Origin of the sequence: Streptomyces sp. DG2A-72 (genome assembly GCF_030499575.1) — a bacterium.
In the GTDB taxonomy this organism is placed as follows: domain Bacteria; phylum Actinomycetota; class Actinomycetes; order Streptomycetales; family Streptomycetaceae; genus Streptomyces.
Window position 1 is genome coordinate 1,566,754 of sequence record NZ_JASTLC010000001.1, and the last position, 14,646, is coordinate 1,581,399.

The 14,646-nt window shown below is 71.3% G+C and carries 13 protein-coding genes; 6 read left to right on the forward strand and 7 right to left on the reverse strand.

All coding sequences use genetic code 11. The features are described from left to right. Positions 1-103: 103 nt before the first annotated feature. Together QQY66_RS07580 and QQY66_RS07585 are read left to right on the forward strand one after the other, a co-directional pair. Entirely contained in the window at positions 104-1,312 is a 1,209-nt protein-coding gene (locus QQY66_RS07580; protein ID WP_301978302.1) for a sensor histidine kinase, read from the forward strand. Then, a complete protein-coding gene (locus QQY66_RS07585) occupies positions 1,309-1,986 on the forward strand; it encodes a response regulator transcription factor (protein ID WP_301978303.1) in 678 nt (225 codons plus the stop codon). Before QQY66_RS07580 ends, QQY66_RS07585 begins: the two co-directional genes overlap by 4 nt. 30 nt (positions 1,987-2,016) lie before the next feature. On the opposite strand, the gene QQY66_RS07590 is transcribed toward QQY66_RS07585, so the two are convergent. Continuing rightward, on the reverse strand, positions 2,017-2,331 hold the full coding sequence (locus QQY66_RS07590) for a barstar family protein (protein WP_301978304.1): 315 nt from the start codon (positions 2,329-2,331) through the stop codon (positions 2,017-2,019). A gap of 131 nt (positions 2,332-2,462) precedes the next feature. Between QQY66_RS07590 and QQY66_RS07595 the strand changes: the two genes are divergently transcribed. Beyond that, entirely contained in the window at positions 2,463-3,062 is a 600-nt protein-coding gene (locus QQY66_RS07595) for a hypothetical protein (protein WP_301978305.1), read from the forward strand. 14 nt (positions 3,063-3,076) lie between these two features. On the opposite strand, the gene QQY66_RS07600 is transcribed toward QQY66_RS07595, so the two are convergent. The 3 genes from QQY66_RS07600 to rpe form a co-directional block, all read right to left on the reverse strand. Beyond that, entirely contained in the window at positions 3,077-3,544 is a 468-nt protein-coding gene (locus QQY66_RS07600) for an iron chaperone (RefSeq protein ID WP_301978306.1), read from the reverse strand. Between the two features lie 127 nt (positions 3,545-3,671). Next, positions 3,672-4,715 carry a sugar-binding transcriptional regulator gene (locus QQY66_RS07605; protein WP_301978307.1) on the reverse strand — a complete coding sequence of 348 codons (1,044 nt, stop codon included), beginning with the start codon at positions 4,713-4,715 and terminating at the stop codon, positions 3,672-3,674. Positions 4,716-4,793: 78 nt separating this feature from the next. Next, positions 4,794-5,480 (reverse strand): ribulose-phosphate 3-epimerase, encoded by a 687-nt coding sequence (gene rpe, locus QQY66_RS07610; RefSeq protein ID WP_301978308.1) that lies wholly within the window; start codon positions 5,478-5,480, stop codon positions 4,794-4,796. Between the two features lie 134 nt (positions 5,481-5,614). On the opposite strand from rpe, the gene QQY66_RS07615 reads away from it, so the two are divergent. Further along, the gene (locus QQY66_RS07615; RefSeq protein WP_301978309.1) at positions 5,615-7,804 is read left to right on the forward strand and encodes an MMPL family transporter; all 2,190 of its coding nucleotides are present in this window, start codon (positions 5,615-5,617) and stop codon (positions 7,802-7,804) included. Here QQY66_RS07615 and QQY66_RS07620 read toward each other — a convergent pair. Continuing rightward, on the reverse strand, positions 7,785-9,203 hold the full coding sequence (locus tag QQY66_RS07620) for an RsmB/NOP family class I SAM-dependent RNA methyltransferase (RefSeq protein ID WP_301978310.1): 1,419 nt from the start codon (positions 9,201-9,203) through the stop codon (positions 7,785-7,787). The two genes, QQY66_RS07615 and QQY66_RS07620, sit on opposite strands and share 20 nt — an antisense overlap. Before the next feature lie 104 nt (positions 9,204-9,307). Continuing rightward, a complete protein-coding gene (fmt, locus tag QQY66_RS07625) occupies positions 9,308-10,240 on the reverse strand; it encodes a methionyl-tRNA formyltransferase (protein ID WP_301978311.1) in 933 nt (310 codons plus the stop codon). 451 nt (positions 10,241-10,691) lie between these two features. Here fmt and QQY66_RS07630 point away from each other — a divergent pair, with 451 nt between their 5' ends. After that, on the forward strand, positions 10,692-11,234 hold the full coding sequence (locus QQY66_RS07630; protein WP_301978312.1) for a hypothetical protein: 543 nt from the start codon (positions 10,692-10,694) through the stop codon (positions 11,232-11,234). A gap of 396 nt (positions 11,235-11,630) precedes the next feature. Here QQY66_RS07630 and QQY66_RS07635 read toward each other — a convergent pair whose 3' ends face one another. Continuing rightward, positions 11,631-13,781, reverse strand: coding sequence for a primosomal protein N' (locus tag QQY66_RS07635; RefSeq protein WP_301978313.1), 2,151 nt, complete (start codon positions 13,779-13,781; stop codon positions 11,631-11,633). Here QQY66_RS07635 and QQY66_RS07640 point away from each other — a divergent pair. Beyond that, positions 13,714-14,502, forward strand: a complete 789-nt coding sequence (locus QQY66_RS07640; RefSeq protein ID WP_301978314.1) for a helix-turn-helix transcriptional regulator — start codon at positions 13,714-13,716, stop codon at positions 14,500-14,502. The genes QQY66_RS07635 and QQY66_RS07640 overlap by 68 nt on opposite strands. Positions 14,503-14,646: the final 144 nt, after the last annotated feature.

The following is a 14,646-nucleotide window of genomic DNA, read 5'->3' on the forward strand; positions in this document are numbered from 1 at the left end:
CCCACAGGCGGGTGACGGTGCCTGCGAGCCGGACTTACGATGACCTGCCCGGTGCGTCCCGATGACCTGCGCCTGGGCCCGGACGCCTCTTGATGGAGCGACGATGAATCGCAGGGCGCCGCATCCCGAGACGCCGGGCCGCAGCGTGACGGGCAGGTTCCGCGGTCCGTTCACGCGCTGGCCGCGCAGCGCGGACGCCGTCCTCGCGGTGGCGATGTTCCTGCCGACGATGCTCCTTGAGGAAGGTCCGGGGGACACGATGGTCGTCCGCCCGGTCTCGGACATCCTCCATCCCGCCCTCCTGCTCTTCCTGGTGGCCGGCGCGGCGCTCTACCGGCGTCGGAGCAGGCCGGTCGCGGTGCTGTGGGTGGCGCTCGCCACGTGGGCCGGGACACTGGGAAGCAGCCACTCCACCCTGGGCGGGATGGTGATCGTCGCGCTGTACAGCGTCGGGCGGCACTCCGCCGACAACCGGTGGGGCCCTCTCGGCATCGTCGCCGCCATCGCCGGGCTCACGATCGACGGCCTCCTGCTCTCCGTCCCCTGGTCGGACATCGTCTTCGGCACCCTCGTCATGTCCGGGGCCTGGTACCTCGGCCGACGCCTACGGCTTCGCGCCGGGCGTGCCGCCCGGCGCCTGAGGGAACAGGCCGCCGAGGCACGGCGGATCGTGACCGAGGAGCGCACCCACATCGCGCGTGAACTGCACGACGTGGTCGCCCATCGGGTGAGCATGATGACGGTGCAGGCCGGCGCGGCCCGGATGGTGGCCGCCGAGGATCCGCAGGGCGCCCTGGAGGCGATGGCGGCGGTGGAGGATGCGGGACGTCAGGCGCTGGACGAACTGCGGCACCTGCTGGGAGTGTTGCGGCCGGACGCCGAGCGCGACGGTCTGGGGCCCCAGCCGGGTCTGGCCGATCTGCCCAGGCTCGTGGCCGAGGTACGCGAAGCCGGTCTTGACGTCTCGGTCACCAACGGCATCCGGGACCCTCTCCCGGCTCGCGTCGATCTCTCGGCGTACCGCATCGTCCAGGAGGCCCTGACCAACGTGCTCAAGCACAGCGGACCGCGCACCCACGCCCACGTGCACCTGCGCGATGAACGCGACGGCCTCACCATCGAGGTGCTCGACGACGGCCGCGGCGCCGCCGTCCAGTCCGCGCCGGTCGCGCACCAGGGCCCGCCCGGCCACGGCATCGTCGGCATGCGGGAAAGAGCCCATCTCCTCGGCGGAAGCCTCGACGCCCGGCCACGTCCCGGCGGCGGATTCCGGCTCGCCGCCCATCTGCCCGTCAAAGGGGAGACCACGTGAGCATCCGCGTCGTCGTGGCCGACGACCAGGCGCTGGTACGGCGAGGCTTCGCCATGATTCTCCGGGTCCACCACGACATCGAGGTCGTGGCCGAGGCGGGCAACGGCCTCGAGGTGATCGAGGCGACACGCCTGCACCGTCCGGACGTGATCCTCATGGACATCCGCATGCCCGAGATGGACGGCCTCGAAGCGACCTCCCGGATCCTTCAGGAGGCCGACTGGGGTCCCAAGGTGCTGATCCTGACGACGTTCGACCCGGACGAGTACGTCTACAAGGCGCTGCGCTCCGGCGCCAGTGCCTTCGTACTCAAGGACATTCCCCCCGAGCAACTGGCCACCGCCGTACGCACCGTGGCGGAGGGCGGAACGCTGCTGGCCCCCTCGATCACCCGGCGCTTCATCGACAGGTTCGCGCAGCACCGTACCGTCAACGCCGCCGTCGCGGCCCGCCTGGAACGGCTCACCAGCCGCGAACGCGAGATCATGACCGCAGTCGCCCGCGGCGCGAGCAACGCCGAAATCGCCGAGCAACTCGTCATCGGTGCCGCCACCGTCAAATCACATGTGTCGAGCATCCTCACCAAACTCGGGCTGCGCGACCGCATCCAGATCGTGATCTTCGCCTACGAAAGCGGCCTCATCGAAGCGGGCGATCACGATGTCGGCCACTAGCGCAGGGCCGAGTTCAAACCCAGGGGTGCCTTAGGAGGTTCCTCCAAGAGCCAGCGCCACGGTCAGCGCCGACGCCGTGTCGGCCGCCTGCCCGAACACTTCCCGCGCGGTCTCCCACTCACCCGGGCGCGCGGCGGCGTACGGCTGCCAGTTCCGTACGACGACCAGCAGCCCCTGTTCCACGGCGCCCTCGGGCCAGACGGTGTGGTCGGAGAGCGAGTCGGCCAGCGCGTCCCAGTTGCGGCCGAACCAGTCGGGCAACGACAGGGCACGGGCGCAGCGGTCCATCAGGCCGCCTTTGTCCGTGACCCCGTCGAGGTCCAGCGTGACCACGACTTCCGTCATCTCAGTACCGTCCTGAACGATTCGTAGTGATCACCGGTCTGGTGGTCATTCTGCCGCAGGTCCGGCAGCGCGTCGCCACCGCCCGACCCCGGCCTGTACGCTGCCGAGCGCCATCGCGTGAAGGGGAGCCCATGGACGTCGGCGCTGTGCAGTCCCAGCGGCAGTTCCACATCCACCAGCGGGTGACCATGATGGTCAACCGCTACGAGATCTTCGCCGACGACGGTTCCGGCGGGCCCGGTGCGAAGGTCGCCTTCGTCGAGCAGAAGCGCATGAAGTTCAAGGAAGAGGTCACCCTCTACACCGACGAGTCGAAGCAGTCCGTCTTCGCCGGCTTCAAGGCCCGCAAGGTCGTCGACCTCGCCGGCGCCTACGACGTCACCGGCGGCGGGCAGCCGATAGGCGTGTTCGGCAAGAAGTTCGGGAAGTCGCTGCTGCGCTCGACATGGACGCTCGACCAGCCGGGCCTGCCTGCCCTGACCGTTCAGGAGCGCAACGCCGCCCTGGCCGTCTTCCGGCGTGTGTGGGGACTGCTGCCGTTCATCGGCGACCTGCCCTTCATCTGGAAGTACCACTTCGACTTCGTCGACACGGACGGCCGGAACGTGGGCTTCTTCGAGAAGAAGACCCGCTTCCGTGACCACTACGTGCTCCGGATCGAGGACGACCGGTTCGACCGGCGCCTGATGCTCGCGCAGGCGGTGGCCCTGGACGCGCTGCAGTCGCGCTGACGCCGGTCGGCGCCTCAGCGCACCGCCTTCCGCACGAGTGCGGCAATCGTCTTCTCGTGGGCGGCGGTCAGTTCCGTCACGGCGAAGGCGGTCGGCCACATCGTGCCGTCGTCGAGCGTGGCCGAGTCGTCGAAGCCGAGCGTCAGATAGCGGGACTTGAACTTGGCCGCGGCCTGCACGAAGCAGACCACCTTGCCGTTGTTGGCGTAGGCGGGCATCCCGTACCAGAGCTTCGGCGTCAGCTCGGGCGCGTTCTCCTTGATGAGAGCGTGCAGCCGCTCGGCGATCACGCGGTCCGCTTCCGGCATCTCGGCGATCTTCTCGAGCACGGCGGCTTCCGCGTCGGCCTTGGTCCTGCGCTTCCCACCGCGCACGGCCTTGAGCTCCTGAGCGTGCTCCTTCATCGCGGCCCGCTCTTCGTCCGTGAAGCCGTCGTTCGCCGTGGCGGTCGTGCTCTTGGCGGACTTCTCTGCGTTCGGCATGACAGGCATCCTTCTGCGCGATCGGCTGGGAACACCCTCGATGCTAGGAAGCCGCGGCGGCATCGGCTTCTTGAAAACTGACCGATGCTGCCACGGCTCTCCCGTCACGCCCTGCCGTGAAGGACCGTCAGGGCCCGTCCGGGTCGGCCCGGTTGAGCGCGGGCCGCGGCGTCGACCCCGTCGTCATCAGGTAGTCGGCCGCGGACGTGTCCGTCACCAGGCTGGTCACGAGCCCCGACCGCAGCACCGCGTCGATCGCGGCCGCCTTCCGCGCTCCGCCCGCGATCGCGACGACCTCGGGGATACGGCGGAGCTGGTCGGCCTTGACCGTGATGCACCGCTCGCCCAGGTCCCGTCCGACCCGGCGGCCCTCGGCGTCGAAGAGGTGCGCGGACGTCTCGGCGGCGACACCGAGGGACGAGTAGTGCGCCCGCTCCTCGTCGCTGAGCATGTCGTACACCGTCGAGATGCCCGGCTCCCAGGAGCCGATGGAGACACAGGCGACCGTGACCTTGTCGAAGTACTCGAAGGCCCGCGCGATCCCGGTCTGGTTGCGCAGCGCCGCCGCGGTGGCCACGTCCGGCAGCAGCATCGGCGCGTAGATGGGGTGGGCGTCGCCGCCGGACACCTGGGCGGCCCGCCGCACGGCCTCCACCGAACCACGCTCGGCGGTCCCGGCGTCGTACACGCCCGTCAGCTGCACCACCGTGCACGGCGGCAGCCGGTCGAGGGCCGCGGCCATGTTGATGGTGGAGCGGCCCCAGGCCAGACCGAGCACATCGCCCTCGTTGACGAGTTCGCCGAGCAGGTCGGCGGCCACTTCGCCGAGGTTCTCGGGGTCGGGCGAGTCCTCGGCCTCGGCCGGGGACTCGACCACGACGGCATGCCTGAGGCCGTAGCGGGCGCGCAGCGCGTCGGAGCGCTCGGCGTCCAGTTCGGCCGGGACGCGGATCTCGATCCGTACGAGATCCCGTTCGAGAGCGGTCTCCAGGACCCGGGCCACCTTGAAGCGGCTGACGCCGAACTCCTCGGCGATCTGGATCTTGGACTTGCCCTCGAGGTAGAAGCGGCGGGCCATGGCCGCCGCCTGCACCAGCTCAGCGGGTCCCATCCGCATGGCTGACCGGCCCGCCGACATTGCCGACACAGCGCTCTCCTCACTACTGTTCACACTCTGGATTCGCTGTTCATCCTTGCAGATCCGGCCCGCTCGATCCGCCCTGAAGGGCGCCGTTCACGTTCCCTTGGCTCAGTGGTCGCATGCCCAGGAAGCGACGGCCGTGGCCGCCCCCGCCTGGGTGCGCAATGCACGTACCGCATCTGCTGGATCGGCGGCCCCGTACACCGCCGAACCGGCCACGAAGACATCGGCTCCGGCCTCCGCGCAACGCTCGATCGTGGCCGCCGAGACTCCACCGTCGACCTGGAGCCACAGCTCCAGGCCGTGCTTGCTGATCAACTCGCGGGTGCGGCGAATCTTCGGAAGCATGATGTCGAGGAACGCCTGGCCACCGAAGCCCGGCTCGACCGTCATGATCAGCAGCATGTCGAGCTCGGGGAGCAGATCCTCGTACGGCTCGATGGGCGTCGCCGGCTTGAGCGCCATGGAGGCACGGGCACCCTTGGCCCGGATCTCCCGGGCCAGCCGGACGGGAGCGGAGGCCGCCTCGATATGGAACGTGACGGAACCGGCACCCGCTTCGACGTACTGAGGCGCCCACCGATCAGGGTCCTCGATCATCAGATGGCAGTCCAGCGGGGTGTCCGTCGCACGGGCCAACGACTCTACGACCGGCACGCCGAGCGTGAGGTTCGGGACGAAATGGTTGTCCATGACGTCGACGTGGAGCCAGTCGGCCCCTTCGACCGCCTTCGCCTCCTCGGCGAGCCGGGCGAAGTCGGCGGACAGGATGCTGGGGTTGATCTGCACGGCCATGACCCAAGCCTCCCATGTCCGGGCACGAATGTTCGCCTCGGTCCGTACCCAAGACGTTCATCGGATGTTGTACGAGGGCCCGGCGTGCCACGCTGGGCCGCCCACCGGCTCCACGGGCGGCTGCGGGGGTGGCCATGACGGGGACCAGTTCCGAGACGAAGTCCGAGATCACGACGGGCAACAAGGGCATCGCACACCTGGTGTGCGGACGGCGCGCCAAGTGGGTCGTGCTGGTGCTGTGGCTGGCGGTGCTTTTCCTGACAGCGCCGTTCGCGCAGAAGCTCACCGACGCCCAGGACAACGACGCGGCCTCCTGGCTGCCCGGGTCCGCCGAATCGACCCAAGTCCTGGAGATCTCGGAGGACTTCAGGCCCGAGACGATCCCGGCGATCGTCATCTACGCCCGCGAGAGCGGCCTGACCGCGCAGGACCGGGCGCAGATCACCGAGGATGTGCGGCAGCTCGAGCAGCTCACCGACCACGGCATCCGGGGTGCCGAGACCCGGGGCCCGACCTTCGACCGGGAGACCGACCCGAGGGCCGCCCAGATCTATGTCCCGATCACCATGGACGAGAAGGGCTGGGAGCGCATCGCGCCCGCGGTCGACTCGATCCGGGAGGATGTCGGGGAGGGCGGGGAGGGCGACGACGGGCTCGCGGTGCACATCACCGGCCCGGGCGGCACCTCCGCGGACTTCTCCGAGGCCTTCGAGGGCATCGACTCGACGCTCCTGGTGTCCGCGATGGGCGTCGTCATCATCATGCTGCTGCTGACGTACCGCAGCCCCTCGCTCCTGCTGATCCCGCTGCTCTCCGTGATCGCCGCCCTGTTCACCGCACAGGCTCTGATCTACTTCCTCGCCGAGAACGCGGGCCTGACGGTGAACGGCCAGAGCGCCGGCATCCTCACCGTGCTCGTCTTCGGCGCGGGGACGGACTATGCCCTGTTGCTGGTCGCCCGCTACCGGGAGGAGTTGTGCCGCCACGAGGACCGGCACGAGGCGATGGCGCTGGCGCTGCACCGCGCGGGTCCGGCGGTGCTCGCCTCCGGCGCGACGGTCGTGCTGAGCATGCTGGTGCTGCTGGCGGCCGAGATGAACTCCACCAGCGGGCTCGGCCCGGTCGCCGCGATCGGCGTCGCGGTCGCCCTGCTGGCGATGATGACGCTGTTCCCGGCCCTGCTGGTGATCTTCGACCGGTGGATCTTCTGGCCGGTGATCCCGCGCTTCGGCGCGGGGGACCCGACCGAGCGGGGCGTCTGGGCGCGCACGGGCCGCCGTATCGCCCGTCGCCCGCGGATGGTGTGGGTCGTGACGACGATGGTGCTGGCGGTGTGCTCGCTCGGCCTGATCCAGTTGCGCGCCGAGGGCATCAGCAACGCGGACGCGTTCACCGGGAAACCGGACTCGATCGTCGGACAGGAGGTTTCCGCACGCTACTTCCCGGCCGGGAGCGGCAATCCGCTCGTCATCGTCAGCAACCAGGCGCAGGCCCAGCAGGTGGGCCGCGCGGTCGCCGCCACGCCGGGCGTGGTCCCCGAGTCGCTGGGCCTGCCGCCCGGCACGAAACCGTCCTTCGAGGGCAGGGTCCTCTTCGAGGCCACGATGACCGCCCCCGCCGACAGCGACGCGGCGGAACAGACCGTGGAACGGGTACGGGACGCCGTCCACGCGGTACCGGAGGCCGATGCCAAGGTGGGTGGCGGCACGGCGGGCCTCCTGGACATGGACGAGGCGATCACCCACGACAACGTGCTGATCATCCCGCTGGTGCTGGTGGTCGTCCTGCTGATCCTGTGCGCCCTGCTACGGGCCCTGATCGCCCCGCTGCTGCTGATCGGAACGGTGATCCTCTCCTTCGCGGCGGCACTGGGCATCAGCGCCCTGACCTTCCGCCACGTCTTCGACTACGCGGGCGAGTCGACGGATTTCCCGCTGTTCGTCTTCGTCTTCCTGGTCGCCCTCGGCATCGACTACAACATCTTCCTGACCACCCGCATCCGCGAGGAGGCGGCCCGCCAGGGCACGCGGCCGGGCGTGGTCACCGGGCTCGCCGCCACGGGCGCGGTGATCACCTCCGCAGGCCTGGTGCTGGCCGGTACCTTCGCCGCCCTCGGCACACTCCCGATGGTTGCCTTCGCAGAGATCGGCTTCGCGGTGGCGCTCGGCGTGCTGCTGGACACGTTCATCGTGCGGTCGGTGCTGGTCACGGCCCTGTTCCTGGACATCGGCCCGAAGGTGTGGTGGCCGCACCGGCTGGCCCGCGAGGACGGCGGGGCACCGGCGATCGCCGAGCCGGAGAAGGTCAGCCGGTCCTCCGAATGACCGCCAGATACATGGCGTCGGTGCCGTGCAGATGCGGCCACAGCTGTACGTCGGGGCCGTCACCGAGGTCCGGCATGCCCGGCAACAGAGGCCGCGCGTCGAGGAGTTCGGCCTCGGGGCGCTGCTTGAGCACGTCGTCCACGACGGCCCGGGTCTCGGCGAGGTGCGGCGAGCAGGTGGCGTAGCCGACGACGCCGCCCACCCGTACGGCGTTCAGCGCGGTGTGCAGCAGGGCACGCTGCAGCGGCGCGAACCCGTCCAGGTCCTCGGGACGCCGGCGCCACCGGGCCTCGGGCCGCCGCCGCAGGGCGCCCAGCCCTGTGCACGGCACGTCCATCAGCACCCGGTCGAAGGAGCCGGCCCGCCACGGCGGCCGGGTCCCGTCGGCGGTGATGACCTGATAGGGACCGCGGTTCCCCTCGAGCGCCTTCGCCACGAGCCCGGCCCGGTGCGGCTGCTTCTCCGCGGCGAGCAGCACGGCCCCGCGCTCGGCGGCGAGGGCGGCGAGCAGGGCGGCCTTGCCGCCGGGCCCGGCACACCCGTCGAGCCACCTCTCGTCCCGGCCTTCGAGGGGCGCGTCGGCCAGCGCCAGCGCGACGAGCTGACTGCCCTCGTCCTGCACGCCCGCCCGGCCCTCCTTGACGGCCTCCACGGCACCGGGCTCGCCGCCCTCGGTCAGCCGTACGGCGTACGGCGACCAGCGCCCCGGCAGCGCGGCGTCCTCCCGGAGCAGTTCGTCGGTGGTGGCCCGTCCCGGCCGGGCGACCAGGGTCACCTCGGGCCGCTCGTTGTCGGCCTCCAGCAGCTCCTCGATCCCGGCGCGCCCGCCGCCGAGGGAGTCCCACAGCGCGGAGACGACCCAGCGAGGGTGGGAGTGGACGACGGCGAGATGCTCCTCGGGATCGTCGTCATAGGGCGGAGCGACCTTGGCGAGCCACCCGTCGAGATCGTCCTGCGCGACCTTCCTGAGGACGGCGTTGACGAACTTGGCCCGCCCGTCGCCGAGCACGACCCGGGCCAGCTCGACGGAGGCGGACACGGCGGCGTGCGTGGGGATCCGCGTGCCGAGCAGCTGATGCACGCCGAGGCTCAGCACATCGAGCACGGGCGGGTCGACCTCACGCAGGGGCCGGTCCACACAGGCGGCGATGACGGCGTCGTACGTCCCCTGCCGCCGCAGCGTCCCGTACACCAGCTCCGTCGCGAGCGCGGCGTCCCGCCCGTCGAATTTTTCAGGTCCCTCCTTCTCCCGCGCCTTCCTGAGCAGCGGCGGCAGGACGAGGTTGGCGTACGCGTCCCGCTCGTCCACCGCCCTGAGTGCCTCGAAGGCGAGGAAGCGGACGGGGTCCTTCTTGGGCCGACGGTAGGGCTTGCGGGGCCGGCGGGACTGCTCACTCACGTAAAAGGTGCTCCGGATGAAAGGGGGAGATGTGCCCCCATGAAAGGGGTGTCCCCAACAAGTGGGGATGTGCCCAGCGTACGTCGACGCCGGGGACCGCCGCGTTACGCGCCGAGCGTCTCGCCGTCGGCGTCCCGCACGCCACGCGCCCAGTCGGCCGCCCGCATCGGCTTCTTGCCCTGGGCCTGGACCCAGAGCAGCTCGACGGCGTACGAGCCGGTGCCGACGTACACATGGTTCTTGCCGACGGAGAGGACACCCGGGGCGAGATCGTCGCGGTCGGGCACGGTGGCGACCTGGATGAGCTTGAGCCGCTCACCGTGGAAGGTGGTCCATGCGCCGGGCGCGGGCGTGCATCCGCGTACCACGCGGTCGACCCGCAGTGCGGGCGCCGACCAGTCGATGTGGGCGTCCTCGACGGTGATCTTCGGGGCCATGGTGATGCCCTCGGCCGGCTGCGGTACGGCCTTCAGGGTGCCGTCCTCGATGCCGTCCATGGTCGCGGCGAGCAGCCCGGCGCCGGCGAAGGCGAGCCGGGTCAGCAGGTCGCCGCTGGTGTCGGTGGGCCGGATCGTCTCGGTCACGGTGCCGTAGACGGGCCCGGAGTCGAGCCCCTCTTCGATGAGGAAGGTCGAGGCGCCCGTGATCTCGTCGCCGGCCATGATGGAGTGCTGCACGGGTGCCGCTCCCCGCCAGGCGGGCAGCAGGGAGAAGTGCAGGTTGACCCAGCCGTGGGCGGGGATGTCGAGAGCCACGCGGGGCAGCAGGGCGCCGTACGCCACGACCGGACAGCAGTCCGGCGCGATCTCCTTGAGCCGCTCCAGGAATGCGGGGTCCCGCGGCTTGGTGGGCTTCAGCACCTCGATCCCGGCCTCCGCCGCCCGCTCGGCGACCGGACTCGCGACCAGCCTGCGTCCCCGCCCGGCCGGCGCATCGGGCCGCGTGACGACGGCGGCCACCTCGTGCCGCCCGGAGGCGATCAGAGCGTCCAGTGCGGGAACGGCGACCTCGGGGGTGCCGGCGAAGACGAGCTTCATGGGTGGATACGGGCCTCTCGGGCGGGGGTTGGATGCGGGCGACGCACCAGTCTATGGGGGCGGGCTGGGGATGGCCTCCGGACCCGCGGCGGTGTGCTGCTGCCGCCTGTCGGTCCTGCTTCGCTGTCCGACTGGAATCCGGGTAGTGCGCGGGGCGGAGAGCGCTGAGCGGGTCCGGGGGGTCCCCCCGCTCGAGCGAAGTCGAGAGTGAGGGAGAAGCCGAGAGTGGGGGAGCGACCAGCCACGACGGACCCGCGGCCGACGCACCGGACTTCCGGCGGAGCGCTTGGCGCCAGCGCACGCCCGAGTGACAAGGGCGCACGCATATGCCCATACGCCCCCTCTGCGTGACCCGCGGAGCGAATCCGCGTTGGTCAAGAAAGAGTTGACCACAACGGGCCGCACATCGCGCGGCCCGATCCTTTTCAACGCCGGTTCGAGAGGCTTGTTCATGGCCGACCACGCAACCCACGACGCCCAGGCTCGGGCCAGCCTGCACTTGCTGGTGCGGGACATCGAGCGGGTCCGCCGGCAGGTGGACGCACTGCGCACACTCACCGCCCAGTTGGGCAACGTCTACCGCCCGCGCCGCTCCGGCCCGTCCACGGGCTTCGTCGTCTACGGACGCGCCCCCGCCCCGACGGTCCGCCTCGCGCAAGAACTGCGCGACAGTGTCGAGACCCTGGTCACGGCTGCCGTGGACTTCGACCGCTCACTCGGCTTCTCATGGGACGCAGTGGGCTCCGCACTCGGCGTCACCAAACAGGCCGTGCACCGCCGTTACGGATCACGCCGTGCCGCGACGCAGACGGCCACCGAGGCCGAGCACACCACGGAGCCGAAGAGCGCCCGCACGGTCAACGTCAACACCGGCTTCCCCACGATGCCGACGGTCCCCGCGGCCCGCTCCATGCCGACCCAGCCGACGGCAGGCAGCCCGGCCCTCCGCGACGAGGCCAGGCCGACGGCCTTCCCGGGCCCGCGCAACGGCTGAAGCCACCCGCACTGCCCTCCCGGGACGGAACCGGGAGGGCAGAAGCATGCCGCGGCCCGCACGCCGGCGGGAGCGGGAACGACCGCCCCAAGCAGGTCGAGTGAAGTCGGCTGCGGTTCGGCAGCACCCCGAAGGGGCGCGGGGCTGTATCAATGTGCGGCTCCGCCGCGATGGGGGTCCCCCCGCTCATGGGGTCCCCCGCTCGAGCGAAGTCGAGAGTGGGGGAGAATTCGAGAGTGGGGGAGCGACCAGCCCCCACCCGCCCGCAGAATGCACGCCCCCTTTCCGCGGAGCGCAACAGCAGCCGATCACCGCACCACCGCCACCTACCGCCCAACCCCCGCCCAGGTCGCGGATCCCTGCTCCCGCTCTCGCCGGAGTCGCCATCGCCGCCCCTCATCCAATGTCAGGCGGATCAACCCGAACCCGAACCGCCTCTCCGCCCCCCTTGGCCATCCGCGCAGCCTGCGCCGCCTTCAACGCGGCCGCCAGCGCAGCCCCCCGCCCCGGCGGCACCCGGATCAAGGCCCGGTCCCAGTGCTCCCCAGGTGGCGGCGCCCCCACGCGCCGCGGTCCCCCCGCGGCGGTGACGGGCACCGGCACGGGCCCCAACACCTGGGCTTCCCGCGGCAGTTCCACCGCCTCCAGGAACTCCACGACCGCCTCCCCCGGCCCGGTCACGGCAGCCATCCGCGACACCGGTGGAAAACCCAACTCGGCGCGCTCGCCGAGCTCCCGTACCGCATGGCCGACGGGATCCCACCGCACCAGCGCCTGCACGGGCCGCAACGTGGGTTCGGCGACGACCACCACGGTGCCGCCGTCCCCCTGTGGCCGTACGAGCGCGGACGCGGCGATCCACCGCCGCAACGCGTCCTCGCCGGCGCGCAGATCGGGCCGACCGAGCATGGCCCAGCCGTCCAGCAGCAGGGCCGCCGCATATCCGCCCTCGGCAACCGGCTCGGCCCCGGGCGTACTCACGACCAGTGCGGGAGCCCCCGGGACGGTGTCCAGCACATGCTCACGCCCCGACGTCCGCACCGGAACGGCCGGGAAGGCACGCCCCAGTTCCTCGGCGGTCCGCCGCGCCCCGACGACCTGCGCCCGCAGCCGGAACGACCCGCACTCCGGACAGTGCCAGGCACCCTCCTCACGCCCACACCAGCCACACCGCAACGCCCCGGCGTCCTGCGCCTCCATCGGCCCGGCGCAATGCCGGCACCGCGCCGGCGCCCGGCACTGCGCGCAGGCCATCCGCGGCACGTACCCCCTCCGCGGCACCTGCACGAGCACCGGCCCGGTACGCAAGGCGTCCCTGACGACCTGCCAGGCAAGGCTTGGCAGCCGTGCCGCCCGCGCGGCCTCGTCCCGCGCGAGATCCCCGTCCCCCACGGTCCGTACGAGCGGCGCGGCGCCCCGCACCTGCTCGCGCGCCGCCACCAGTGGCCCCGCCCACCCGCTCTCCACGAGCTGCGCGGCCTCCACCGTGCAGCTCCAACTGCCCAGCAGAAAGGCGCACTTGTCCTGGGCGGCCCGGAGCAGCAGCACCTCACGCGCATGCGGCTGCGGCGCATGCAGCTCGCTGTGGCTGTCGTCGCCGTCGTCCCAGATGGCGACGAGCCCGAGATCCTGCACCGGGGCGAACATCGCGGCCCGCGTCCCCACGACGGCTCGCACGGACCCCCGCCGCACCGCCAGCCACTCCTGATACCGCTTCTCGGGCCCGGCATCGGCGGTGAGCACCGCATGCCGCCCCTCCCCCAGCAGCGAGGTCAACGCGGCGTCGACCCGCGCCACGGCCCGCCCGTCCGGCAGCACGACCAGCGCCCCGCGTCCGGAGGCGAGCGTCGCCACAACGGCCCGGGCCAGCTCATCGCTCCACGCATCGGCACCGGGCAGCGCATTCCACACGGCACGCGGCGCACCCCCGGAGGCCAACGCCTCAAGAAACCCGCCCCCTCGCTCGTACCGCGCCCATGACCCCGCATCCGGCACCCCGGGCGCGGACAACGGCTCGGGCGACGGCCGCTGCTCGGCCCGCGCACTGCGCGGCGGCACCGCGAGCTGCAACACATCGGCGAGACTCCCGGCATACCGATCGGCAACAGCGCGAGCCAATCCGAGCAGTTCCTCGCTCAACACGGGCTCGGGCGACACCACCTGGGCCAGCGCGGCCAACGGCCCCGCGTAGTCGGACTCGGCCCGCCGCTCGACGAGGAACCCGTCGATCAGCCCGCCGCCCTCACGCCGCCCGTCGCGCACCCGATGCCGCCCGGCCCCGAACCGCACCCGCACGCGCACCCCCGGCTGCGCCTCGGCATCGAGCTCCTCGGGCACCGCATAGTCAAAGTACCGATCAAGATGCAGCACCCCCTTGTCCACCAGCACCCGCGCAACAGGCAGCTCCTTCGCCAACGCGGCCCCCCGCCACGTCCGCGGCTTGGCCCGCGGCGCCTTCGCCTGACGCACGCTCTCCCGGATGAACGCGAGCTGCTCAGGCGGCGCACCCTCCACGCCACCTTCCCCCTGCCCGTTCTCGCTGCTCACACCTGCATTCTTCCAAACGCCACTGACAGTCCCCTCGGCCGTGGCCGAAAGCGCTTACTCGACACGATTCACCGCGTCGGCTTCCCTCCGGGAGGAGGAAACGGGAAACGCCCGTTTCGCCTTGTTCGGCCCAGCCCACGTGCCCCAGTCTGAAGCGCGGCACTCGCCGGCTGCGGGCCGGGGAGTGACGGAGGTTGAAGTGCTGGAGCAGTCGCACGACTTCGGACGGGAACTGCGCAGGAGGCGCCTGGCCGCCCGGCTCTCCCTGCAACAGCTGGGACAGCGAGTGCACTACAGCAAGAGCCAGCTGAGCAAGGTGGAACGCGGAATCAAGCGTCCGACGTCCGACCTGGCGCGTCTGTGCGACACCGAGCTGAGGCCGGCGGCGAGACGGTTCGAGTTCGTTCCAGCCGGTCACACGTCGAGGGCTGATCGCCGCCGGGGCCGCGTCCGCGCTGACAACGCAAACGGGCGAACCGCCCGTCTCCCCCATTCAAGAGGGGACCGAGACCCTCCTGGATGCTTCACGAACACTGTTCGACCAGTTCCGGCGTCTGGGCCAGGCGTCCGGTCCCGCGAGCGTGCTGCCTCCCCTCATCGCCCAGACCCACAGCCTGGAGCAGCTCGCCCTGCACACCGGCCCCCGTACCCGCCGGGCACTCCTGCTCCTCGCCTCACGCTATGCCGAGTACGCGGGCTGGATGGCGCAGGAGTGCGGTGACGACCCGGCCGCCATGTGGTGGACGGACCGTGCCGTGCAGTTGGCCGCCGCCGGAGCGGACACCGGGCTCGCCGCCTACGCACAGGTCCGGCGCGCTCTGATCAGCCTGTATCGCGGAGACGCACGTGAAGCGGTCCAGCTGGC